Here is a 25,532-nt window from a genome sequence, read left to right as displayed (position 1 = left end):
TTTTAGAACTTTGTTGGAAAAAATAAAACATACGAAAGATAAATAAATACAAAGATAGTAACTACTCCTAAAATAATATTACCCAGATCCATTTAACACCACCCCTGTCTCAAAATTTAATCATGTTTTGCTATATAAACACCATCTTTGACTAATTTAATACCGGCATAAAGAATAATGAAAAACTCTAATCTTCCTAAAAACATACCAATAGTCTGAGTCCAGATAATACCGGCTGGTGCCGCTGGAGAAATCAGACCAATAGAAAGTCCAACAGTTCCTAAAGCAGATCCAAACTCAAACATACTGTCTAAAAGAGAATATCCATAGGCAGTATGAATTGCTACCCCGGCAAAAAAGGTAAATAAATATAGAATTATATAGTTTGCCACATCTTTAATATGCTGATCTTTAACATGAAACTTATTTTCTCCCCGCCAGAGATAATTACTGCTCACACTTCTACGGGGTAAAAATTGTTCTTTAATTTCCCAGTAAATTGATTTAAAGATTAAATAAATCCTGTACTGCTTGATACCACCGGCAGTTGATCCTGTTCCTCCACCAACCAGCATAATTAAAATGATAATAAAATTAGCAAATAAGGGCCAGCCAGCAAAAGAGATGGTCGAAAATCCGGTTGTTGATAAAGCAGTTATAATCTGAAAAAACGTAACCCTAAAATTCTCACTCAATCTGGGATATAAAGTATTTAATGAAAAAAACATTAAAATTGGTGTTAAAAGCGTAAATAAAGTAATCATTAAGCGAATTTCTGCATTTTTAAAAAAAGTTCTAATTTTACCTTTAAGTAAAGTATAGTGAGTTGCAAAGTTGATTGTACCTAAAAACATTAGAACAATGGTTACTACTTCTATGGAAAGGCTGTTATAATGACCTATACTGTCCGGTTGAGTTGAAAATCCCCCGGTAGAAATTGCTGCCATCGAGTGATTGATAGAATCAAACATAGACATTCCGGAAAAATAGTATAAAAAGATACCAGCAATAGTATAAAGTGTATAAATCTTCATAATCATCATTGTTGATCTTTTAACATGAGGTAACAGTTTGTCACTTCGAGCCTCAGCCATATAGAGACCCATTCCGTGAACTGGAAGCAGTGATGATAAAGCAATAACTGCCAGACCAGCACCTCCGAAAAACTGCATAATACTGCGCCAGATTAATATTAATTTGGGAGCAGTTGTAACATCTACCAGTGATAAACCTGTAGTTGTCCAGCCACTTACAACCTCAAAAATGGAATGAGTCCAGCTCATATCCAGAATTGTAATAAAAGGAATTGCAGAGAAAAAAATTGCTCCCAACCAGGAAAAAATAACTATTATACTTCCTTCATTTAATGATAATTCGACATCTTTTTCCTGATGTTTACTACCATAAATATAAAGCGCTAACCCTGCCAGCACTGAGAGGCCTGCTGCCAGCAAAAAATGCGGAGCCAGAGCAGCCTCTTCTGGATAAGCTATTAAAAATAAAAGCGGTGAAGCAATAGCCGCTCCAGCAAACATAATTATTATTCCCGTATATTTTGAAATCAAGAAATAGCGAGAAATAAGTAGATTTTTATATTTCATTTTATTCTTCACCACCAAATACTTTAATGGCCTCTGCCTGCTCTTCCGGCAGTGAAATAATCACTATTTTATCTCCTGCCTTAATTTGAGAACCACCACGCGGAATGATAATTTCTCCATTACGAACTATTCCCCCTAAAACAATGGTCAGCGGTAAATCTATATCCTTTATTTCTTTACCCACAGCCTCCGACACAGGAGATACCTCTACCTGGAAAATACTTAACTTCCCTTCTTCAATCATTGTTAAATTACTGACATCATCTGCAGACACGCTCTGCTCAATGATCGAGCTGATTAAATCAGTGATATTGAAGATGCCTGTAATCCCTAAAGTGTTAAATAATTCCTCATTTTCTGGATTGTTGACCAGAGCTGTTGTTCTCTCCACCCCAAAATAATCCATTGCCATTTTACAGATAAAAAGGTTATTATGGTCTTTTTGAGTTAAGGAAACTAAATTATCAGCCTTATAGGCCCCTGCATCTTCTAATACAGTTTTATTAGTTGCATCACCAAAAACAACTGTAGCGTTGATTTCTCTCGCTAAATCCTCTGCCAGTTTTCTATCTTTATTGATGATTGTTAAAAAATGTCCTTTTGATATTAATTTTTTGCCAAGATGATAAATCAACTTGCCTCCACCAACTAATATGATATCCACATTTATCTCATCCCTTCTCGCTCAATTTTATTAATCATATTTTCAGCTAAAAGAGAAATTTGCGAAAAGCTTTCCACTCTATCTTCATTTTCATACATTTTCTCTACTGCCGGGTCAATTGTTCTGACCATAATCCTTGGCACATCAAAATTAACCTTTGCCATCTGTGATACCAGATAATTTATCTGGTCATTACCAGTACTCACTATAACCAGATCAGCTGACTCAATTTTTCCTTCTTTTAAAATATCATTTTCTGCGGCATCCCCCTCAATCTGAAAACCGGAAAAATCAACAGGGAGCAGAGCAAATGACTCTGGATCATGTTCAATCACAACTACTTCATGACCGGAGCGGGAGAGGTTTCCTGCCAGCAGAGAACCGGTTCTGCCACAGCCTATAATCACTATAAACATTTATTTTTCCTCCTCGTCATCCCCAAAATTAACATTGTCCAGATCAATTGAACCCATACTCTCACCAGCACGCTCAATATTATCATTAGCCGGCTTATATCCAGGTTCTAGTGCTAAAGCTGCTCTATACATTTTCATGGCCTCTGCCTGTTTATGCTGCATTTCGTAAATGATTCCCAGTAGATTAAAGGGTTCCGGTTTTTCGGAATCTAAAGAAGTAGCTTTCTGCAGCATTTCCTTCGCTTTTGAAAAATTCCTTTTATTAATTGCATTTTTAGCCAGCATAATATATTCATCAAATGTTTCTACTTCTTTTTCGCTATTTTCCACTTCATAACGATCAAAAACATCTTCTACAATTTTAATGATTTCTTCTGGCTTAAATGGTTTGCGCAGATAATCAACCGCCCCCAGCTTTAGAGTTTCCACAGCAGTTTCTACACTTCCATAACCTGTGATCATTATTACTTTAGTTTCAATTTCATCATCTGTAATTTTTTTTAAAAATTGAATTCCATCCATACCTGGCATTTTCATATCCAATAGCACAATTGGATATTCTTCTTCCTGTAGTTTACTTAAACCATCTTCACCATTAACAGCAGTTTCTACCTCATAACCAGCTTTTGATAAAGCAGTTTTTAAAGTCAGTCGAATATTTTTTTCATCATCAACGATTAATATTTTATTCTTCATAATTTTTTTCCTCCTCATTTTCCTCTTCTTTACTATTTCCTCTTTCTTCAACCCTTATATTTTCTTCTACAGCAGCCAGCAGATCACTCTGACTTATTGGTTTTACTAAAAAATCTTCAGCCCCCAGAGAAATTGCTTTCTGCACATCATCTTCCTCTGATAAAGCCGAAAGAATAATTATTGGAATATCTTCAGTTGGAGTATCACCTTTAAGAGCTTCCAACACTAAAAATCCATTCATTTTTGGCAGTCTCAGATCTAAAAGCACAAGATCAGGATTAAATTTATTTGCCTGATCAACCGCTTCCACTCCATCAACTGCATAAACTACATCAAAGCCTGCTTTTTCCAGACTTTTACCAACCACAAGCCTGATATTTTTTTCATCATCTACTACTAATATTTTACTCATTATTTTCCTCCTGATAGCCAAACCGTGGAATATAGAACGAAAATGTTGAACCTTCACCCTCTTCACTATCTACCCAGATTCTACCATTATGGGCAGTGATAATCTCCTTTGAAATAGCCAGACCAAGTCCTGTACCGCTTTTCTCATCTTTATCATTACCTGCCCGCACAAACTTATCAAATATCTTGGATTGATATTCTTTTGGAATTCCAGGCCCATTATCTGTAACTGAAACCAGCACCCTTCTTCCCTTTACTTCTGCAGAGACCTCAATTTTTCCTTCATCTGCATAGCGAAGTGCGTTGCCAACTAAATTGGAAATAACCCAGCTGATTTTGGAAGGATCTGCCCAGGCGAAAACATTATCCTCTGACTGTTTAAATTTGAGTTCAATTTCCTTTTCTTCAGCCTGTTTATAAAATGGATTAAGTGTTTTCTCTATAAGATTATTGACATCAACCTTATCAAATTCCATTTCAATTCTGCCTGATTCAATCTTTGAAAGATCAAGCAGATCATTTACCAGCTCTGTCAGCCGCTCAACATCCTCATAAGCAGCTTCCAGCAGTTCACGCTGCTCCTCATTTAGCTCTCCTGTATCTTCATTAATTACCATACTTAAGCCCATATTCATTGAAGTCAGCGGAGTTCTAAATTCGTGAGAAACAGTAGAAACAAATTCTGATTTCATATTATCAATTTCTTTTAACCTTGTAATATCTTCTAAAAGAGTAACTGTAAATTGATATTCTTCATCTTCATCTATTACCTGTTTTGTAGATATTCTATAATGTCTTTCTTTATCATCTTTCTTTAGTTTAAATGTTCTTTTTTCTTTGGCGTCAGGATTTTTAATATATTCGAAAATCTCTTCTGCCTGAATCACTTCTAAAAAGTGGGTATCAATCACATCCTGTTTGATAGAAAATAACTCTTTTGCAGTTTCATTAATTAATACAATTTTATGATCCTGATCCGTTACAATTAAAGGGCTGCTTAAATTATTAACTACTGCTTCCGACTTTTCTTTTTCCATTACCAGTTTTTTAACATTAAGTTTCTCGTATTCCTGCAGCTTTGAAATCATCTCATTAAATTCATCAGCAAGTGCTCCAATTTCATCTTCAGAGGCGACTTCTACCTGCTGTTGAAAATTTCTATCTGCAACTTTTTGGATTCCTTTTTCCAGCTCCCTAATCGGCCGCAAGATTTGCTTTGTTAGATAAACAGCAAAAATCAGAGAAACTATAATTACTGTTAGGGCGAGCACAATAGTATAGATAATTGCCTGATTGGCTCTGCTATTTGCATCACGCTGTGCTTCAACCATTGCCTGCCTATTTAATTCTCTTAGTTCACGGATATCACTTTTGATTTCATTAAATAAAGGAAGCAGTTCCTGGTTATATATCTCCCAGCGCTGATCTTCATCTGCATTATAAAACTTATCAAATTTAGAAACAAAACTAAAATATTTTTCATTTATTTGTTCTAAAATCTCGCCTTCACCCTCGATAGTAATATTATCTTCTGCTCGGGCCAGCCAGGTATAAAATTCTTTTTCATTTCTCCTGAATATCTCCTGACCCTGATCTTCTGTAGATCTTAAAAGCAGCAGCAGAGCACTATCCTGACGCTCAATTGACTCCACCATACTGTCACTGGCTTTAATACTGCGGTAATTTTCAACCATAATATCATTTATAGCATTTGATAAAGTTTCAAAATTATAGATACTCCAACCCACAACTCCTGCTATTATAATAATCATAACTGCAAAACCAAGGAGCATTTTGCCTTTTAATGTTTTTATTTTCATCTTTTTACACTCCCTAACAAAAGATTATCTTTAAGTAACCAGGTAATATTTAGTTCCCGAAATCTCTCATTTTATCTAAGTTTTCGTTTTTACCCATTAAAACTAGTTTATCTCCATCCATAATTTTATCATCAGCACCCGGAGAAATGTAGAGCTGCTCTCCTCGTTTAATTGCCATTACATTGACATCAAAATTAGCTCTTAACTCCAGTTCTTTTAATGTTCTTCCAACCATTTTCTGACTTGCCAGAATTTCAATAACTCCATACTCAGGTGCAAACTCAATATAATCTAAAACATTGGAAGAAATTAAATTTTGAGCAATTCTAACTCCCATATCTCTTTCTGGATAAACCACTCTATCTGCTCCCACTTTAGTTAAAACCTTACCATGTAAGGTATCAGGAGCTTTGACAATTACATATGGCAAATTTAATTCCTTTAAGATTAAAGTACATAAGATATTTGCCGAAACATTGTCCCCAATACTGACTACTGCTACATCAAAGTTTCTGACTCCCAGAGTTTTTAGAGCTTCCTCATCAGTGGCATCAGCCTCTACAGCATGAGTTACATCTCCACTAATTGCCTGCACTTTTTCTGGGTCGCGGTCAATAGCTAAAACATCATGTCCATTTTCTGCCAGAGTTGCAGCAACACTGGCACCAAATCTTCCCAAACCTACAACAACAAACTGTTTCATTTATTCTTCCCCCTATCGAAATTAACCAACCATTACTTTTTCTGTTGGATAGTGATATTTACCTTTTCTTACTCTTTCTCCAAATGCCAGTGCTAAAGTCAAAGGTCCAACTCTACCGGCAAACATAGTTATTGTGATTAAGACTCTGCTGATATCAGATAATTGACCTGTAATTCCAGTTGAAAGTCCCACCGTACCAAAGGCAGAAACTGTCTCAAATAAAACATCTATAAATTGAAAGTCCTCGATTATCAATAATAAAGTAGTTACTAATACAACCAGACCAGCAGCCAGCATTGTAATTGTAAAGGCCTCATAGATAATCTTTTTTTCAAACCGGCGGTTATATACTTCCATGTCTTCTTTACCTGTAATCATATTTTTTAGAGTAACAAGCATTACTCCAAAAGTAGTTGTCTTGATCCCTCCACCAGTTGAACCGGGAGAAGCACCTATAAACATTAAGATGATGATAATAAAAAGTGAAGACTGTTTTAAAGCTCCAGTTGGAACTGTATTAAAACCTGCTGTTCTGGGTGTAACAGAAAGAAACATTGCCCCCAGTGTTTTATCAAGCAGTGGTAATCCAGCAAGAGTATTATCATATTCTAAAGCAAAAAAGACAATAAAACCAAAAACTAAGAGTACCAGTGTCATCACAATTACAATTTTAGTCTGCAGAGTTGACTTTTTAAATTTAACCCGATTATAGGCTTCTACCATGACTCCAAAACCTATACCTCCCAGGATAATTAAAGCCATAATAACAAAATTTATGGTTATATCTCCGGTAAAGTTCTCTAAACTGTTACCAAAAAGATCAAAACCAGCATTATTAAAAGCAGACACTGAATGAAAAATTGCTAAATAGATTGCTCTACCGGCAGGATAATCCTGAACCAGACGGGCAAATAAGATTACAGCTGCCGTTCCTTCTATAGCAAAGGTGAAGCCTAATAAATACTGAACCAACTTCACCATACCAGAAATTTGATACTGATTTAAATCTTCCTGGATAATTAATCTTTCTTTGAGGCTTATTTTTTTGCCAATAATAAAAGCAAACAGTGTTGACATAGACATAATACCCAGCCCACCAATTTGAATCAAAAGCATAATGACCGTTGAACCAAAAATAGTAAAAGCTTCTTTGGTATTAACTACAATTAAACCTGTAACACAGGTAGCAGAAGTGGCAGTAAAAACTGCATCAACTGCATTTAAACCCTGACCATCAGTAGTGGCAATAGGCAGCATTAAAAGTAAAGCCCCCAGCATAATTATTATAAAATAGCCGCTAACTAAATATTGAGCCGGGGTTAAATTTTTCTTACTGATCTTCATTTCTGATTCCCCTATTCCATTTTCTTAAATTATGTACCTCATTAAATTATTAATAAAAAGTCTAATAAATGCAAAAAAACACTACAGATAGACTGTAGTGTCAATAGTAAATTAACGCCATGACAGGCAGTCTGTCCCTTAATAAAGTCTACGGAGTTAGCTGCCGGGCTAGAAGTAAAGGTCTTCTTCTAATATAGATTCGCCCCAAAAAAGTGGGTCCCCCGCTCTCAAATGAGATTAGACAACAGATATATTTTCTTTTTATCATTAAATCACAATTTAAATAATTTGTCAATTATAATTCACTAAAAATTAATCTATTTATAATTATACTCTTAGAATTTTAAAATATCAAATTCAGGAGTTATGTCATGTATCTTGTTTTACAATTTTAATAATTCCTTGACTTATTAATTTTAAACATATAAAGCCAGGGTTTTTATGCCCTGGCTTTATTTATGCTATTAGGATTTAAGTCTAATTAATAATCACTTTAACAAAGCTAATTCATAATTAATCAGTAAATTTGGCCAGTACCTCCATCAGTTCATTAATTACATCATCGCCTTCTTCGTCTTTAACGGCCCTCTGTACACAGCCGTGGACATGTTTATCCAGAATTTTTAAACCAACTTTTTTGAGTCCACCCTGGACTGCATTAATTTGATGTAAGATATCAACACAGTATTTATCTTCTTCCACCATCCGCTGCAGTCCACGAACCTGACCTTCTATTCTTCGTAAACGAGTTGTTAACTCTTTTTTATCTAAATCACATAAAGAATTCATCAAATCCCCCCCATTCTATTTTTCCATTTCAAATTCAATTATTCTCAATTTATCTTTAAATAATGCTAGCTTTAATTTTCTTTATAATCTGCCTGAACATTTTTGCGTCTTAAGAGATTGGCGTTTGTGACAACACTAATTGAACTTGTAGCCATTGCCATCTCAGCAATTACCGGATGCAGCAGTCCTAAAATTGCAACCGGAATCGCAATCAGGTTGTAGAAAAAGGCCCAGAATAAATTCTGTTTAATTTTTCTAAATGTTGCCCGGGAAAGTTTAACTGCTGTAATTACAGAAGATAAATCACCGCGAACAAGAGTAATATCTGATGATTCTATTGCAATATCTGTACCGGTACCAATTGCTATTCCAACATTTGCCTGAGTTAAAGCTGGTGCATCATTGATTCCATCACCAACCATTGCAATCACACCAAACTCAGACTGCAGTTCTTTTACCTTATCTACTTTACCATCGGGCATAACTTCGGCAACTACATGGTCAATTCCAACTTCTTTTGCTATTGCCTCAGCTGTACGCTGATTATCCCCCGTGATCATTGCTGTTTCTAAGCCCAATTTTTTTAGTTCAGCAATTGCCTGGATAGAATCTTCTTTTAAAGCATCTGCTACAGCAACTATTCCCAGCATTTTCCCCTCAGCTGCAGCCAGCATTGCGGTTTTAGCTTCATTTTCCAGTCTCTGTAATTCATCTTCAAAATCAGAGGTATCTATTCCAGCTGATTCCATTAATTTTCTGCTCCCAACAAGTACTTCTTTACCTTCAACATCCGCTTTAACCCCTTTACCGGTTACAGAGTTGAAGTTTTTAATTTCTTTGATTTCAATTTCTCTGTCCTTAGCTCCTCGAACTATTGCTTCTCCCAGAGGATGTTCAGAACCCGCTTCTACACTTGCAGCCAGCTGCAGCAATTCCTCTTCACTGCTGTCTGAAGCTGCAGTTATATCTGTTACCTCGGGTTTACCCTTGGTAATGGTTCCAGTTTTATCAAAAACAATTGTGTGTACATCCTTCATTGTCTGGATTGCCTCACCTTTACGGATTAGAACTCCATTTTCAGCTCCAATTCCACTTCCAACCATCAGAGCAGTTGGAGTTGCCAGTCCTAAAGCACAGGGACAGGCAATTACTAAGACAGCGATTGTTGCGAAAATTGCCAGAGTAAATGTTCCTAAAGTCGGATCAACCCAGGGAAGAAATGATTGAGCCCAGAAACCAACTTCTCTTAATGCATCAGGAAAGATCAGCCATAAGACAAAGGTTGAGGCCGCTACAACTAAAACAGTGGGGACAAAGATTCCTGTTATCTTATCAGCAAATTCCTGAATCGGAACTTTGGTTCCCTGAGCTTCTTCAACCATTTTCACTACCTGAGACAGGAAGGTATCCTTACCCACTTTGGTGGCTTTTACCTTAATCAATCCATTCTGATTAACAGTGGCACCAATTACTTCGTCTCCCTTTTTCCTCTTAACAGGCATTGATTCTCCAGTTGCCATTGACTCGTCAACAGTAGTCTCACCTTCTACAATTTCTCCATCAGTAGGGATTTTTTCTCCTGGTTTTATCAGCATGATATCTCCAGGCTGTACATCCTCAATTGCAACTTCTTTTTCATTTCCATTCTCAATAATTGTTGCAGTTTTTGCTCCCAGTTCCAGTAATTTTCGAATTGCCTGAGAAGCCCTACCCTTGGCGGTTTCTTCAATATAGCGCCCGGTTAAATGAAAAGCCATAATCATTGCTGAAACTCCAGCATAATTTGCAATCGGAGTAAAGAAAACTGCAGGTCCGGTGATAAAAGCTGCACCAGTACCCATTGCAATCAGCACATCCATATTTGCACTTCCATGAGTAACTGCTCTGTAGGCAGTTATAAAAGTTTTACGACCAAAAACAAAAAGTGGTGGAATCGCCAGCACAATCATTCCTAAATTAAAGATCTGCATATTAGGCCAGGCAACCCCAAAGAACATCTCCGGAATCATCCAGAGCATAATCGGTATTGTAAAAGCCCAGGTACCCCACATTTTCTGCTTTGCTTCTTTAACTTTTTTCATGTCATCACTGAGTTCATCTTCAGCATTCTCACTACCTTTATCTGTTTCTTCATCTTCAAAACTGAGCAGCTCATAACCAGAATTCTTTACAATCTCCCTCAAATCGTTTTTGCTTAAGACTTCTGAATTATACTCTACATGACCTTTTTCAGTTGCAATATTGACATTGGCCTGATAAACACCTTCACTTTTATTTAAAGCTTTCTCAACTGCTGAAGAACAGCTGGCACAGGTCATTCCACCTACCTTAAAAGATGTCTTTGCCTTTTCTTCTTTAACACCATAACCGCTGTTTTCAACAACCTTAATTAATTTTCCTCTGCTGTTTTGCTGTGGATCAAAAGTGACATATGCTTTTTCAGCAGCAAAATTAACCTGTGCCTCACTTACTCCATCAGCTTTGTTTAAAGCTTTTTCTACTGTCTGAGAACAGCTGGCACAGCTCATATCTGTTATTTTTAAAGTTATTTTCTTACTTGCCATTATTCTGCACCTCCATTAAATTGTAATAATTATTATCTAATTAGTTCTATCGACATAATAGGATTATTCTCACTTTCCATTTTCTTTTTTTGTTTTTCCATCTCCACAGCAGTCCGGAACATCATCTCCATACTGTTTTTCATTTGCTGAAGCTAATTTATCAACAAATTTCTGCCACCAGCCTTTTTTATCTTTACCGTGAGCCATCTTATATCCTCCCTGGAGTATATATTACTGTTTCTAAAAGTACAATTTTTTGATTTAGCTTCTAAAGCAATCATGTGTGGATCTAATATATATTTAACTTCTATTAATTATTCGTTTAATTTTCGGCTCAAAAGAAGAAGTCTTTTTCAGATGAGAATTAAATAATTTGTTTATTAAAAACGAAAGAATTAAAAAAACAAAAGTACCTGCAATACCTGCCACTTCTGCTGCCGCTATATTCAACAAGGCTGCCATCCAGACTCCGAAAAAATAGCCTGCTATCATTAAAAATATTGGAATTACGTAAACAACAATAGTAGCAAATAAGAGATTGCCTTTTTCCATTTCAACTAAAACCTGATCTCCTGGTGTAACTCCAATCCTATCTTCCACTTCTAAAACAATTTCGTCCTGATCATGGCTGTCACCAGCCAGACTGCAGCTTTTATCACACTTACTGCAGGCAGAATATCTTGTGATTTTAACCTCTGCCTTCTCGCTTTTCTTTTTAACTACAGTAGCTAATTCTTCCATTGGAGTTTACCTCCTATTTTAAAAAATGTACCCCTAGCATGTATATTTAGATTAAAATTTTTTAAATCTATGCAGTTTTAATATATTCGTAGCCAGCTTCTTCAACAGCGGCTTTTAGCTTATCTTCTGCTACCTCTTTTTCCATTTCTACTACAGCCTGACCCTGATCAGCATCAGCTTCTGCAGAAATAACACCATCAATTTTTTCTAATTCTTCTTTAGTGTGCATTTCACAGTGTCCACAGGACATTCCTTCAATGATAATTGTCTTTTTCATTTTATTAACATCTCCTTTATACATTATACATGTAGGGGGTATAAATAATAGTAACATTACTTAGTGTTTTTGTCAAGATTAAATTACTTTTTCAGCTCAATTTCTTTAACAATATCAGACATCAGATCATTAATCTCAACCAGCTCCAGCCCTGCTTTTTCTATATTTTCTATTGTTTTACGATTTATATTCGCTCCCCAGGTGTAGAGACTAACCCAGTTAAACCAATCCATCATTTTACCAACAAATTCATTTTGACTGCGCATATGCTCCAGCATTATTATCCTGCCCTCTTTTTTAAGCACTCGTTTTAATTCTTTTAACCCCTTAACCGGGTCAGGAACCGAACAGAATACACAGCTGGTCACAATCAGATCAAAATAATCATCTTCAAAATCCAGATTTTGAATATCCATTTCCAGCAAATTTACCTCTTTATTATATTTTTTTGCCTTTTTTTCTGCCTGATTAAGCATTTTAGGACTGAAATCTATGGCGTAAATTTCAAGATCTTCCGGGTAGTATTCGATATTTTTACCACTTCCGACACCTGCTTCCAGGAGCCTCATTCCGGCTTTATCAATTTTATCTTCAACCTTCTGCCAGAGATTCTGACGCCAGTCCCCCATCTTCCCCTTTTCCATGAGCAGTTCTAAAGAATCATAGACTGGAGCAATTCGATCATAACGCTTTTTGATTTTATTATTTTTACTCATAATAAAAACCCCTTAATTTGATTCTATATACCCCTATATGGTATCTTTAAACATAGTATAACACTCAAGATTCAGGCTGTCAAGAAAAAAGGTGCTGTTCTCTGAATTGAGAAAGCACCTTAATAATTTTAAATATTTATTGATAATTAATCATTTTTAATTAAAATCTTTTTCTGGCCCTGTATCGAAATAAGTCCTTCCTGCTGCAGGGCAGACAATTTGCGGCTTAATGTTTCCTGGGTTGTTCCAATTAAATTTGCCAGACCATCACGACTCAGAGGCAAATTTATTAAAATACCATTCTCCTTTTTGATTCCGCTTTCTTTTGCCAGCTCCAGCAGTAAACGCATTGTTTTCTCTTTTGCATCCTCTAAAGCCAGCGACTGTAATTTGTTTTCAGTTTTATTTAAACGGCTGGTAATCGCTGATAGAAGTTTATAAGAGAGTTCAGGTGATGACTTAATTAATTTTTCCAGTTCATCTTTGGGAAGCATGCAGATTGTGCAGTCTCCTACCGCTTCTGCACTGCTGCTCAACTGCTCTTCTTTAAATAATACCAGTTCGCCAAAGAAATCACCTTCTTTTAATAATCTTAATATATATTGATTTCCCTCTTCATTACTTCTATATAGTTTAACCAATCCGGATTCAATAATATAAATATTTTTTCCTATCTCTCCCTCCAGATAGATTAACTCTCCATTTTTAAATTTTCTCTGTTTGACTAAACTGTTCAGTTTGTTTATTTTTTCATTATCCAGATCAGAAAAAATTGGTACCTTTCTGACACATGCCTCATGCTTACAGGAATCCATACTATCACCCTTAGTTATAAAATTTTGGGCATCTGCTTTCTCCAGCTAATATGCTTTTGAGCAGTCAAACTTAAAGAGAAAAGCAAATGCCCTTTATTATTTATTTAGTCTTTTCTACTTCATATCCTGTTTTTGCTACTGCTTTTTTTAACCCGTCCGAATTAATTTTATCTGGATCATATTCTACATTAGCCCTGCTGGTTGTATAATGAACATCAGCTTTTTTGACTCCTTCTGTTTTATTTAAAACCTGTTCTACCTTATTTGCACAGTCAGGACAACTCAGTTCTTCTAAATAAAGTTTAATTTTTTTCATTATTTTCTACCTCCAAATTATATTTTTTGAATTATTCTTAATAAAAATTATTAAACTGAAATTATTTTTTTATGCTGTATCATATCTCAATAAGCGCATTGCATTAAAGATTACTATTAAAACACTCAACTCATGGACCAGCATTCCAGAAGCTAGAAATACTTTCTGACCTAAAACACCTGCCAGTAGAGCGAAAACAATCAGAACAGCAAAAACTACATTTTGTTTTATATTTCTATTAGCTGCTTTGCTGAGTCCTATTGCATATGGCAGTTTATTTAAGTTATCTGCCATTAAAGTAATATCCGCCGTATCAATTGCAGCATCTGTACCGGCTGCTCCCATTGCGATCCCAATATCAGCCGTTACCAGAGAAGGTGTATCATTGATTCCATCTCCTACCATAGCCACTTTATAACCTTCTTTTTGATATTCTTCTACCGCCTTTACCTTATCTTCGGGCAGTAATTCAGCTTTATAACCATCAAGATTTAATTCATCAGCAACTGATTCTGCTATTCGCTCATTGTCTCCAGTTAACATCACTACTTTTTTGATACCTACATTTTTTAGCTTCTCTACAATCTGATAGGCATTTTCTCGAGGTCTGTCAGCAATGGAAATTAAGGCGATAATTTGATCATTTTCTGCTGCCACAACCACTGTTTTCCCCTCTGCTTCCAGCTGGTTTTTTTGCTCTTCAATTTCCTGACTGATTTCAATTCCCTGCTCCCTAAATAATCTGCTGTTTCCGATCATAATTTTTTTACTGTCAATTTGAGCAGTTACTCCTTTTCCGGTATGAGTCTCAAAGTTTACTGGAGATTTAATTTCTGTTTCCAGTGTCTTTTCTGCTTTATTTTTGATGGCCCGGGCCAGGTGATGTTCAGAATTAAATTCAGCAGCTGCCGCCAGACTTAAAACTTCAGCTTCATTTTTGTTATAAGTTATTATCTGATTAACTTCTGCTTCTCCTTTACTTAAGGTTCCAGTTTTATCAAAGGCAACCATATCGATTTCTCCTGATTTTTCTAAGTACTCACCTCCCTTGATCAAAATTCCATTTTTGGCTCCATTACCAATTCCGGCTACAATAGATATCGGAGTTGAAATAACCAGTGCTCCCGGACAGCCAATAACAAGCAGGGTTAGAGAAAGCCGGACACTACCGCTAATAAAGTAGGAAATAAGTGAAAGCAAAATAATTCCGGGTGTATAATATTTAGAAAAACGCTCCATTAATTTTTGAGTAGGAGCTTTTTCTTCCTGGGCCTCTTCTACCAGCTCTATTATTTTACCAAAAGTAGTGTCATCTCCAACCTTTTCAGTTTTAATTTCCAGATAACCATTCTTATTTATAGTGCCGCTGAAGACTTCATCTCCTTTTTCTTTACTGACCGGTATTGATTCCCCTGTAATAGCTGCCTGGTTGACTTCACTTTTACCTTTAATTACAGTACCATCAACCGGTATTTTTTCTCCCGGCCTGACGATTACTACCTCTTCAACCTCTACTTTTTCTGCAGCAATCTCTTTTTCTTCTCCTTCCCTGATAACTGTAGCCAAATTGGGAGCCAGATCCATTAAGTCTCTAATTGCATCTCTGGCTTTACCTACTGTTCTGCTTTCTAAATAGGAACCAAAAGCAAACAAAAATGTAACTGCTGCAGCTTCCCAGTATTCCCCAATAATAACTGCCCCTACAGCAGCTATTGTTACCAGTAAATTAATACTGATCACTTTCATCTTTAAAGTATTATAGGCATTGATAGCTACCTGATACCCGGCAATAATAGCTGCCGCCACCATCGATGTATTAAAAATTAGTGGATCAAAATTTAATAAATTACTTAACCAGCCTATTGCAATTAAAATTCCTGCTATTGTGACTATTTTTAATTTCTTTTTCATCTCAAACAACCTCCCTGATTTCTTTGTACCACCAGTATAACTATTTTTAGGGAAGGCAGCTATGATATAAATCATTTTTTGCAAAAAAAGACCTCAGCCAGCTTCAAAAAAATTTAATTCTGAAGTTAGCTGAGGTTATAATCAATAAATATTTAATTTTGAAATTAGCTTCCTCAAAAAACAACTAATAAATTTATATTCAGATCAAATTTAAAACTTTAACATCTTGGCATTGATCGCCACAATCACTGTACTCATCGACATCAGTACTGCACCAACTGCTGGAGAAATCATAATTCCAACCCCTGCCAGTACACCTGCTGCCAGTGGTATTGCAAAAGCGTTATAGCCTGTAGCCCAGAATAAATTCTGAATCATCTTCTTATAAGTTAAGCTGCCAAACTCGATAAGCTTAAGCACATCAAGCGGATCACTTTCAACCAGAATTATATCTGCTGTTTCGGCAGCTACATCTGTACCTGAGCCAATTGCAATCCCTATATCAGCTTTAGCCAGGGCTGGTGCATCATTAACACCATCACCAGTCATCGCCACAAAAGCACCTTCAGCCTGCAGCTCTTCTACTTTTTTCTGCTTCTCATCAGGTAGAATTTCAGCAAAGAAATCAGTTAGACCAAGTTCATTACTTACATATTCTGCAGTTTTCTGATTATCTCCGGTCAGCATTTTGACCTTAATTCCTTTATCCTTAAGTTTTTGTACTGCCTCATAAGAGCTTTCTCTAATTTGATCGGCCAGTCTAACCATTCCAATTAAATTTCCAGCTTCTAAAATAAAGATTTCGGTAAATGGACCTTCTTTTAAAGCATCCTGTGGTACTTCTATATTATTTTCTTTCAGATAACCGGGAGAAACAGCTTTAAAATCTCCGCCTTCAATTTTTCCGATAACACCTTTACCTTTAATTATCTCAAAATCATCTACTTTCAGCAGTTCTACTTCATCTTCTTCTGCTCTTTTTACTATTCCAGCTGCAATTGGGTGTTCTGATTCCTGTTCTAAAGAAGCTGCTTTCTGCAGAATCTCTTCCATATTATATTTATCCACAAAACTTTCTACTGCTTCAACTCCAAATTCTCCTTTAGTCAGGGTACCTGTTTTATCAAATAAAACTGTATCTATTTTACGCGCATTTTCAAAAGCAGTACGATCACGGATCAGCAGTCCATTTTTAGCTGATAGAGTTGTGGAAACAGCTACCACCAGTGGTATAGCAAGCCCTAAAGCATGGGGACAGGTGATAACCATAACTGTTGCCATCCGCTCTATAGAAAAAGCTAAGTCTCCGGTAATAAAGTACCAGCTAAAAAGAGTAATTGTTCCTGCTGTAATAGCAATTAGTGTCAGCCAGAAAGCTGCTCGATCGGCAAAATTCTGAGTCTTCGATTTAGCTGCCTGAGATTCTTTAACCAGATCTATAACCTGGGACAGGTAACTCTCATCCCCAGCTTTTTCTATTCTAATTTTAATTGAGCTGTCACCATTAACAGATCCACCTATTACTTCATCATCAACTTCTCTTACAACCGGTTCTGATTCTCCGGTTAACATTGATTCATCTATATAGGAGTCTCCTTCGTAAATTACTCCATCAGCTGGTATTTTCTCACCCGGTTTAACTAAAATCTGATCTCCCTTTTTTAGCTCTTTTATTTTAATTTCTTTAACTTCTCCATCAACAATTTTATGGGCCTCATCCGGCATCAGTTTTGCCAGTTCTTCTAGAGCATTAGAGGCTCCCATAACCGAGCGCATCTCAATCCAGTGGCCTAAAAGCATAATTACAATTAAAGTTGCCAGCTCCCAGAAGAAAAATCTACCTTCCAGACCAAAGACAACTGCTGAACTGTAAAAATAGGCGACAGAAATTGCAAGAGCAATTAAAGTCATCATACCCGGAGTTTTATCAGCTAATTCATTTTTCATTCCACTTAAGAATGGCCAGCCACCATAAAAGAAAATAACTGTAGAAAGCAGAAATAGAACATACTGACTGCCTGCAAACTCAAAACTGTAGCCAAAAAAACTCTGAATCAAAGGTGAAAGTGCTAAAATTGGTACCGTTATAACTAAAGAAATTTTGAATCTCTTTTTAAAGTCCTCTAACATTTTCTGATGATCCATTATTATTCCCCCTTATTGACTATACCCCTATCATGTATTTTAAGTATAGTATAGCACTCGGAATTGTTCGAGTCAAATCAGAATTTTCTCCTATCCATAACATAAAGTTATCCAACATAAGATATTATTATTTTAGTATTATCAATAAATAGTATATAATTATTGTAGAAACTTGTGAATTATATTATAAATAACTTTTATTTCAAATTAACAGCACTTTTTTTATTTTTTTATTCTGTTTTGCGAATTTTAGAACAAAGTTATTTGATATTCAAAAAATATGAGGAGGTAATTTTTTAATGAAAAAATTTGAAAAAGTTTTAGGATTAATAGCTGTAATTATAATTTTAGTAATAGCAAAGTTCTGGCTAAAAACAGACCTTTTGTTTTTTAGATTGTTAGCCGGGTCAGGACTGGGATATGCTCTTGCAAGAGCTTACACTGGCTTTGCAGGTAGTGTAAACAGAGCTTATAGAACTGGTTCAACTAAATTAATGAGAACTCTTATGTTTATGTTTTTTATTACCGCCACTTTAATGACAGCCTTTTTATTTGGCAAAGATCCAGCAAGCTACAATCTCTGGATTAAACCAATTAATATTGGTTTAATGCTGGGAGGATTTTTATTTGGTTTTGGAATGTCTATTTCCGTCTGCTGTGCGAGTGGAGTTCTGACAGACTTACCACAGGCACTTCCCAGGGCTTTTACAACCCTCATTTTTTTTATGTTTGGAGTATTTATTGGTTTTCCGATTCAGTATACTGCAAACTGGGTTCAAGATTCATGGTTTAGCACATATATTGGCTATAGAACTATGGGAGGAGTTTTTCTACCGGATTTATTCCAGGGAGATGGTTTTGAAGGTTATTTAGGAGGTCTGCTTGCTCTCGGCGCCTTATGTCTTCTTTTCACTATCCTCTCTTACATGTATGAAAAACACAAGAAAAAAACAGGTGAATATAGGGGACTTGAAATCGAAAGAATTCAGGGAAATTTAGAACCAATGGATTTAAAAAATTTCAAATTATTCAGTGCTGATACATATTATCACTTATTTGAAAAACCCTGGACATTAAAGCAGGGTGGAATTGCATTAGCTGTAATTGTAACAATTATGATGGGAGTAACCGGATATGGTTGGGGAGTTTCACAGCCATATGGTATCTGGTTTGGGAAAATCTTAATGTTATTTGGAGTTTCTGCAGAAAGTCTGGCAGAATTCACTAAGCTATCTGCAAGTTCATTTTCTACACCTTTTTTTGAGCATCAAATTTCTGTCCAGAACTTTGGTATTTTAGTCGGAGCAATTATTTATCTTTTAACTGCAGGTAAGTTTATGGAATTCTTTAATTCTGAACTGCATATAACAAAAAAACAAGGAGTAATGTATGCCCTTGGTGGTTTAACAATGGGGTTTGGTACTCGATTAGCTCAAGGTTGTAATGTTGGAGCCTTATATACTCCAATATCTAACTTCTCACTCTCAGGCTGGATATTCCTGGTTTTCATGATTATCGGAGGAGTAATTAGTAATAAGTTCAGTGAAAAAATTTATTAGACTTAGCAAGTAATATACTGTTCCAGGCTATAGTTCCATCCTAGCTAAAGCAGTGATTTATAATACAAAATTCACAGGAGGAATAAGATATGAGTAAAAAGATTTTAGTTGTTGGAGGAGTTGCTGGTGGTGCTGGTACAGCTGCCAGAGTAAGAAGGCTGGATGAAGACGCAGAAGTAATTATGTTTGAACGCGGATCCCATGTTTCTTTTTCAAACTGTTCACTTCCTTATCACTTGAGTGGAATTGTTAGAGATTGTGATGATTTAGTTTTAATGTGCCCTTCTAAGTTTGCTGAACAGTATAATATTGACGCCAGAGTTAAAAATGAAGTTACAAGAATTAATAGATACGAAAAAACTGTTGAAGTTAAAGACTTAGAGACCGGTGAAGTATACACTGAAAATTATGATAAACTAGTTCTTTCGCCTGGGGCCAACCCAATTAGACCTCAGAGTATTAAAGGTGTAAATAACGATAATGTATTTACAATCAGAAACGTAGTCGATATTGATAAATTAAATAGATATGTTGATAATAATAATGTAGAAAATGTTGCAGTGATTGGTGCTGGATATATCGGTGTTGAAATTGCTGAAAACTTTATTAATACAAATAAAAATGTAGCTTTAATTGAAGCTCTGGAACAGGTATTACAGCCCTTTGATTTTGATATGGCTCAAATTATACAAAAAGAACTTCATGATAATGGAGTAAATGTGGTTCTATCAGATCCACTAACTGCTGTTAATGAAGATCATATTGTTTTAAAATCAGGCAAAAAAATTGATGCTGAAGCAGTTGTTTTAGCAATTGGTGTGAGTCCAGAAACAGAATTAGCTGAAGCTGCTGGACTTAAAATTGGAGAAACAGGCGGAATTGAAGTAAATCATAATTATGTAACCAGTGACCCCGATATCTATGCAGTTGGAGATGTAATTGAGGTTTATTCTAAAATTGCCCGTTCTAAGACAAGATTACCACTTGCTGGTCCAGCTCAGAGACAGGCAAGAGCTGCAGCAAATCACATCTACAATATTCCAAATAAAAATAATGGGGTAATTGGAACCTCAGTCATTAGAGCTTTTGATTACAATGCAGCAGCAACTGGACTGAACGAAAAACAGCTTAAAGATGCCGGCATTTCCTATGATTTTGTTTATATAATACCAACAGATAAAGTAAGTTTGATGCCAGAAGCTAATCCTTTACATTTTAAATTATTATATGAAGTACCAACAGGTAAGATTCTTGGTGCTCAAGCTGTAGGTAAAGGTAATGTAGACAAAAGAATTGATGTTATGGCAACTTCAATCCTAATGGATGCAACAGTTGAAGATTTAACAGAATCAGAGCTTGCTTATGCACCTCTCTTCTCAACTCCAAGAAATGCGGTTAATCAGGCATCTCTTGTAGCAACAAATATAATAAATAATCGTTATAATCAAATACCTGTAACTAAGGTTAGAGAATTAGTAGAAAATGATGCCTTTATAGTAGATGTTCGAGAAGAGGATGAATATGAAGCTGGACATTTAATCAATTCAATTAATATTCCTTTAAGTGAGTTAAGAGAAAGAACTGATGAGATTCCTAAAGATAGACCTGTTTACTTACACTGCCGTTCAGGACAGAGAAGTTATAATGCCTGTCTTGCACTTCAGGGCAGAGGTTATGATAATGTAATTAATGTTTCTGGATCTTTCTTAGGTATCTGCTTTTACGAATATTTCTTAGATCAAACCACTAATCGCAATAAAATTGTGACTGAATATAATTTCGAGTAAAAAAAAGATCTAAAACAGCAGCCAGAGTAAAATTTACGGTCGCTCACCAGTACAATATAGATTGCCTGTTTCAAATGAATTTCATAAAATATATATTCAAATAAATCAGGCCATCAGGGTTAAACTTGGTGGTCTTTTTAAACATTAATCAGGGACTTCAAATTGATAAATTACAGTAAATATGATATCTTTGATAACAGTAGATAACTTATGTTCAAAAAGATTGCGATAATTATAAGGACGTGTAAAGAATGGCTTTAAACAATAATGAGGAAGATAATAAGGTTGCTAACTCAGCGGTTCAAACTACTAATCAAAATATAAGCAGGAAAACACCTAAAAATAAAAAGAATAAAACAGAAAAAACACTAACTTTTTTAACCTGGGGTTTTATCTTTTTTTTATGGTATGTTATTACTAAATTGAATATCTTCACTCCTACTCTACTGCCAGGTCCAGCAAGAGTCTGGAGAGCATTCCTGGATATTTTAGCAAACGGTTATAATGATGTACCTTTATGGGTTCATCTGGGAGCCAGTTTTAAACGCTTATTTGTAGCACTTTTTTTTGCTATTTTTACTGCAGTTCCACTCGGACTTTTAAGTGGCTATTTTGATAAAGTAGAAGCAGTAATTGACTCTGTGGTTGAGTTTTATCGACCACTTCCACCTCTGGCGTATTATACACTTTTAGTGCTCTGGTTTGGGATTGATGATACCTCTAAACAGGTGCTTTTATTTTTAGCAGCCTTTGCTCCAATTTATATTGCCTGTGTTTCTGCTGTTAGAAAATTAAATCAAGATTTTGTTTTAAGTGCTAAATCACTGGGAGCAAACCAGAAAAATGTTTTTTTCAAAATTGTACTTCCTGCTTCGCTTCCAGAAATTTTTACCGGTGTCAGGACTGCTTTTGGGGTTGCTTATACAACACTTGTTTCTGCTGAGATGGTTGCTGCAACTTCAGGTATTGGCTGGATGGTTTTAGATGCCTCTAACTTTTTGAAGAGTGAAGTTATTTTTGTTGGAATTATAATTATGGGAATCACAGGAGTAATAATTGATGCTGTTTTAAGATTTATAGAACGAAGATTGATATTCTGGAAAGGACATATTTAATAAATAATACTTTTACAAATATAGATGGAGGCAAAAAAATGATAAAAAAACATTACAAAAAAATTGTATTTATTTTATTAATCACAGCAGCAGTTTTGACCCTTTCTGCCTGTAGTGGAGACCAGGCTCAAAATACTAATTCTACTGCAGAAAGTACTACGGATAAAAAATCACTACCTGCTGAGATTAATTTTGGTATTTTAAGAGTGCCAAATGATGAAACTATAGCAATTGCAAAAGGTTATTTTAAAAAATATTTTGGAGATAAAGGTATTAAAGTCAATACCATAGTTTTCGACTCAGGTGCTGAAGCAAATCAGGCACTTGCCTCAGGCAGTATTGACTTTGCTACCATGGGTAATACAAATGCAATCACTGCCCTGGCAAGAGAATTAAATGTTGAGCTGATCTGGATCCACGAAGTACTGGGGGAAAATGAAGCTCTGGCAGTAAAAAATGGTTCTGGATTCAAAACCATAAAAGATCTTGCAGGAGAAAGAGTTGCCGTCCCCTTTGCTTCTACAGCGCATTATATTCTTTTAAATGTACTAAAAGAAGCAGGAATTGAAGAAGAAGTTCAGCTCCTGGATATGCAGACTGCTGAGATTGTTGCAGCCTGGGAACGCGGTGACATTAAAGCAGCTTATACCTGGCAGCCGACTCTAGCACAGCTCTTAAAAAGTGGTTCTACTTTAACTGATAGTAAAGAAATGGCTGATAAAGGTTATATCACAGCAAATGTAGAAGTTGTCCGCAAAGACTTTGCAGAAGAGTATCCCCAATTAGTTGCTGATTTTATATCTGCAATGAGTGAAGCAGGAGATATTTATAGAAATAATCCTGAAAGAGCTGCTGAAATTGCCGGGAGCAAATTAGGAATTGAAGCTGGAGTAGCTCTCAATCAGATGCGGGGTACAACCTGGAAAACTAGAAAAGAACTTTTAAGTGAAGATTTCTTTGGTACAGTAGATGAGCCGGGAAACTTTGCTCAGGTAATGAAAGATACTTCTGACTTCCTTCAGGCTCAGAATTCTATTGAAGAATCTCCTTCACGGGAAGCTTTTAATGAATATGTGAATCCAGAATATATTAAAATGTCATTAAAAAATGATCAAAATAACTAATTCAATAGATATCTATAGTTAATCAGGAAAGGATATATTTTATGTCTGCTCAAGAAAAAAAAGAGAGCTTAATTAAAATTGAAAATATGAGCTTAGAATATGGAGAAAGTATCAACTCTACTCTGGCTCTAAAAAATATTGACTTAGAAATTAACAAAGGGGAATTCATCTGTGTTTTAGGGCCCTCTGGCTGTGGAAAAAGTTCTCTGCTTAAATGTATTGCCGGTTATGTTAAACCTACATCTGGCAGGGTTTTAATGCATGGTGAAGAAGTCGATGGACCTGACTGGCATAGAGGAGTAGTCTTTCAGTCTCCTACTCTTTATCCCTGGATGACGGTCAATGAAAATGTTGAATTTGGTCCTAAAATGCGTAATTTACCGAAGGCTGAAATCAAAGATATTCGAGAATATTTCTTAGATGAGGTAAATTTGAGCGGGATTGGTGGAAATTATACCTTCGAATTATCCGGTGGAATGAAACAGCGGGTTGCTATTGCCCGAGTCCTGGCAAATTATCCACAGGTTGTCTTGATGGATGAGCCCTTTGGTGCTCTGGATGCTTTAACCAGAGAAAATATGCAGAACTTAATCCGCAATATCTGGGAAGAAAATAATACTACAATCTTTTTTATTACCCACGATGTGGATGAGGCTCTTTTACTTGCCAATAGAGTTGTAGTAATGTCCAGCCAGCCAGGAGAAATAATAAAAATATTTAATGTAGATTTCACCAATCAGATTTTCGAAAAAGGAAGTAAAGAAGTAATTTATAATGAAGATTATTTCGAAGTTAAAAATGAAATTATGGACATTATTCATAACCAAATTGATTAAACTTTATATCAAAAATAATAGGTTTATTTAAATAAAATTATTAGCAAAAAGTAAAGGAGCCCAGTTGGGCTCCTTTTTTGTATATATGTCTATCACTTTTACTATTAATTATTTCAACTTAATAATCTCTTACTGAACTACTTCATAACCTTTGTTAGACCAACCATAAGGCTCATTAGCAGGAGTACCCATACCTCCATTAAGTGATACAGCATCATAACCTAACATTCTTAAACCTGCTACTGCCTGACCTGCAGTCTGGCCTGTATAACAGTAAACAACTAATTTCTGATCCTGTGGAAGTTGACCGAAATACTGCTCCATTCCAGCACCCCAGGGGATATTAACTGCTCCTTCAATATGTCCTTCAGCAAAATCTCCTGGCTGTCTGATAGATACCACCATCATATCTGCATCAGAATCCAAAGCCATTTTTAACATATCTTCAGAAATCTTATAGTTTTTATACATTGTATCACTAACATCTGCTAAACCTGCATAGTAATCCTCAATTGCAGCTTTTATGTCAGCATTGATCTCATAATCTGTTGTTCCAGTAAGTTCATTTGCTTCTGTTTCAACAGCTTCCTCATAACCATCAACTCTGGCAATACCAAGGTTCCAGCCAAATTTAACTGATTTAGCTTCAAAACCGGCAAAGTTTAATAAAGCAACTGTCTGATTTGCAGTCTGAGCTGTATAGCAGTAAACATAAATTGTTTCGTCTCCAGGTAACTTATCTAAAGCAGCTGGAATTGCTTCTGGACCCCAGGGAATATTAACTGCACCTTTAATGTGCCCTTCATTATAAACATCAGGCTGTCTAATATCTAAAACAAAAAGGTCTTCTCCAGCTTTTACCTTTTCTACAAAAGCTTCCTGTCCAATCATTGCATTATCTGAGGGAAGATTTGCAAAATAATCATTAACTGCATCCTCTACTGCATCTGTAACTGCAAAAGCTGATGTTGAAACTACCAGTAAAGCCATAACCACTAGCGCCATTGATAATAAAATTCTTCTTTTTCTCATTCTTATTCCTCCTAATTTTTTTGGTAAATAATTGAGCTTAATTAAATTATAAAAATAAAATACATAAGAATATATTTCACAAACTCTTTTAAATAAAAGTTCTCAACATTAGTCGAGAACCCTTCTACTTTTATTTAGCATAATACTGAA

25 protein-coding genes and 1 riboswitch are annotated in these 25,532 nt (G+C 35.6%); of the genes, 5 read left to right on the top strand and 20 right to left on the bottom strand.

All coding sequences use genetic code 11. The features are described from left to right. Positions 1-2: 2 nt before the first annotated feature. From DFR79_RS08610 to DFR79_RS08525, 19 genes are all read right to left on the bottom strand, one after another. Positions 3-92 (bottom strand): potassium-transporting ATPase subunit F, encoded by a 90-nt coding sequence (locus tag DFR79_RS08610; protein ID WP_111572947.1) that lies wholly within the window; start codon positions 90-92, stop codon positions 3-5. Between the two features lie 24 nt (positions 93-116). Beyond that, positions 117-1,601, bottom strand: a complete 1,485-nt coding sequence (locus DFR79_RS08605; RefSeq protein ID WP_133515106.1) for a TrkH family potassium uptake protein — start codon at positions 1,599-1,601, stop codon at positions 117-119. 1 nt (position 1,602) lies between these two features. Beyond that, on the bottom strand, positions 1,603-2,265 hold the full coding sequence (locus DFR79_RS08600; RefSeq protein WP_133515105.1) for a potassium channel family protein: 663 nt from the start codon (positions 2,263-2,265) through the stop codon (positions 1,603-1,605). 2 nt (positions 2,266-2,267) lie between these two features. Further along, positions 2,268-2,681, bottom strand: coding sequence for a potassium channel family protein (locus DFR79_RS08595; RefSeq protein WP_133515104.1), 414 nt, complete (start codon positions 2,679-2,681; stop codon positions 2,268-2,270). Further along, positions 2,682-3,377 (bottom strand): response regulator, encoded by a 696-nt coding sequence (locus DFR79_RS08590; protein ID WP_133515103.1) that lies wholly within the window; start codon positions 3,375-3,377, stop codon positions 2,682-2,684. Next, positions 3,367-3,789 (bottom strand): response regulator transcription factor, encoded by a 423-nt coding sequence (locus tag DFR79_RS08585; protein ID WP_133515102.1) that lies wholly within the window; start codon positions 3,787-3,789, stop codon positions 3,367-3,369. Before DFR79_RS08585 ends, DFR79_RS08590 begins: the two co-directional genes overlap by 11 nt. Further along, the gene (locus tag DFR79_RS08580; protein WP_133515101.1) at positions 3,782-5,608 is read right to left on the bottom strand and encodes an ATP-binding protein; all 1,827 of its coding nucleotides are present in this window, start codon (positions 5,606-5,608) and stop codon (positions 3,782-3,784) included. The genes DFR79_RS08585 and DFR79_RS08580 overlap by 8 nt, the downstream gene beginning before the upstream one ends. 49 nt (positions 5,609-5,657) lie before the next feature. Further along, positions 5,658-6,311, bottom strand: a complete 654-nt coding sequence (locus DFR79_RS08575) for a potassium channel family protein (RefSeq protein WP_133515100.1) — start codon at positions 6,309-6,311, stop codon at positions 5,658-5,660. A gap of 21 nt (positions 6,312-6,332) precedes the next feature. After that, on the bottom strand, positions 6,333-7,655 hold the full coding sequence (locus DFR79_RS08570; protein ID WP_133515099.1) for a TrkH family potassium uptake protein: 1,323 nt from the start codon (positions 7,653-7,655) through the stop codon (positions 6,333-6,335). A 130-nt stretch (positions 7,656-7,785) separates the two neighbouring features. Further along, positions 7,786-7,909: riboswitch (cyclic di-AMP (ydaO/yuaA leader) on the bottom strand. A 259-nt stretch (positions 7,910-8,168) separates the two neighbouring features. Then, positions 8,169-8,444, bottom strand: coding sequence for a metal-sensitive transcriptional regulator (locus DFR79_RS08565; RefSeq protein ID WP_111572938.1), 276 nt, complete (start codon positions 8,442-8,444; stop codon positions 8,169-8,171). A 71-nt stretch (positions 8,445-8,515) separates the two neighbouring features. Further along, positions 8,516-11,008, bottom strand: a complete 2,493-nt coding sequence (locus DFR79_RS08560) for a heavy metal translocating P-type ATPase (RefSeq protein ID WP_133515098.1) — start codon at positions 11,006-11,008, stop codon at positions 8,516-8,518. Between the two features lie 69 nt (positions 11,009-11,077). Beyond that, entirely contained in the window at positions 11,078-11,215 is a 138-nt protein-coding gene (locus DFR79_RS16105) for an LDCC motif putative metal-binding protein (RefSeq protein WP_166638018.1), read from the bottom strand. Between the two features lie 93 nt (positions 11,216-11,308). After that, positions 11,309-11,749, bottom strand: coding sequence for a SoxR reducing system RseC family protein (locus DFR79_RS08555; protein WP_133515097.1), 441 nt, complete (start codon positions 11,747-11,749; stop codon positions 11,309-11,311). A 67-nt stretch (positions 11,750-11,816) separates the two neighbouring features. Then, positions 11,817-12,026, bottom strand: a complete 210-nt coding sequence (locus tag DFR79_RS08550; protein ID WP_133515096.1) for a heavy-metal-associated domain-containing protein — start codon at positions 12,024-12,026, stop codon at positions 11,817-11,819. Positions 12,027-12,109: 83 nt separating this feature from the next. After that, positions 12,110-12,742, bottom strand: coding sequence for a class I SAM-dependent methyltransferase (locus DFR79_RS08545; protein WP_133515095.1), 633 nt, complete (start codon positions 12,740-12,742; stop codon positions 12,110-12,112). Positions 12,743-12,888: 146 nt separating this feature from the next. Then, entirely contained in the window at positions 12,889-13,557 is a 669-nt protein-coding gene (locus DFR79_RS08540; RefSeq protein WP_133515094.1) for a Crp/Fnr family transcriptional regulator, read from the bottom strand. Between the two features lie 100 nt (positions 13,558-13,657). After that, complete coding sequence (locus DFR79_RS08535) at positions 13,658-13,873, bottom strand: heavy-metal-associated domain-containing protein (RefSeq protein ID WP_133515093.1); 216 nt, start codon at positions 13,871-13,873, stop codon at positions 13,658-13,660. 69 nt (positions 13,874-13,942) lie between these two features. Beyond that, positions 13,943-15,784 carry a heavy metal translocating P-type ATPase gene (locus DFR79_RS08530; protein WP_133515092.1) on the bottom strand — a complete coding sequence of 614 codons (1,842 nt, stop codon included), beginning with the start codon at positions 15,782-15,784 and terminating at the stop codon, positions 13,943-13,945. A gap of 210 nt (positions 15,785-15,994) precedes the next feature. Beyond that, positions 15,995-17,929 carry a copper-translocating P-type ATPase gene (locus DFR79_RS08525; RefSeq protein ID WP_133515091.1) on the bottom strand — a complete coding sequence of 645 codons (1,935 nt, stop codon included), beginning with the start codon at positions 17,927-17,929 and terminating at the stop codon, positions 15,995-15,997. Positions 17,930-18,228: 299 nt separating this feature from the next. Here DFR79_RS08525 and DFR79_RS08520 point away from each other — a divergent pair, with 299 nt between their 5' ends. The 5 genes from DFR79_RS08520 to DFR79_RS08500 all read left to right on the top strand — a co-directional run bounded on the left by DFR79_RS08520 (position 18,229) and on the right by DFR79_RS08500 (position 24,350). Then, complete coding sequence (locus DFR79_RS08520; protein ID WP_133515090.1) at positions 18,229-19,488, top strand: YeeE/YedE family protein; 1,260 nt, start codon at positions 18,229-18,231, stop codon at positions 19,486-19,488. Between the two features lie 89 nt (positions 19,489-19,577). Further along, positions 19,578-21,275, top strand: coding sequence for an FAD-dependent oxidoreductase (locus DFR79_RS08515; protein WP_133515089.1), 1,698 nt, complete (start codon positions 19,578-19,580; stop codon positions 21,273-21,275). Between the two features lie 251 nt (positions 21,276-21,526). After that, positions 21,527-22,390: an ABC transporter permease gene (locus DFR79_RS08510; RefSeq protein WP_133515088.1), complete on the top strand. Its 864-nt coding sequence runs from the start codon at positions 21,527-21,529 to the stop codon at positions 22,388-22,390. Between the two features lie 38 nt (positions 22,391-22,428). Continuing rightward, positions 22,429-23,514, top strand: a complete 1,086-nt coding sequence (locus tag DFR79_RS08505) for a MetQ/NlpA family ABC transporter substrate-binding protein (protein ID WP_133515087.1) — start codon at positions 22,429-22,431, stop codon at positions 23,512-23,514. Positions 23,515-23,555: 41 nt separating this feature from the next. Beyond that, entirely contained in the window at positions 23,556-24,350 is a 795-nt protein-coding gene (locus tag DFR79_RS08500; RefSeq protein ID WP_133515086.1) for an ABC transporter ATP-binding protein, read from the top strand. A 129-nt stretch (positions 24,351-24,479) separates the two neighbouring features. Here the strand turns inward: DFR79_RS08500 and DFR79_RS08495 are convergent, their stop codons facing one another. Next, positions 24,480-25,382, bottom strand: coding sequence for a rhodanese-like domain-containing protein (locus DFR79_RS08495; RefSeq protein WP_133515085.1), 903 nt, complete (start codon positions 25,380-25,382; stop codon positions 24,480-24,482). Between the last annotated feature and the right edge of the window lie 150 nt (positions 25,383-25,532).

The sequence above is a fragment of the Halanaerobium saccharolyticum genome, from assembly GCF_004362045.1.
Classification (GTDB): Bacteria; Bacillota; Halanaerobiia; order Halanaerobiales; family Halanaerobiaceae; genus Halanaerobium; species Halanaerobium saccharolyticum_C.
The sequence above is the reverse complement of the archived record's forward strand: the minus strand, read 5'-3'. Positions and strand labels throughout refer to the sequence as shown.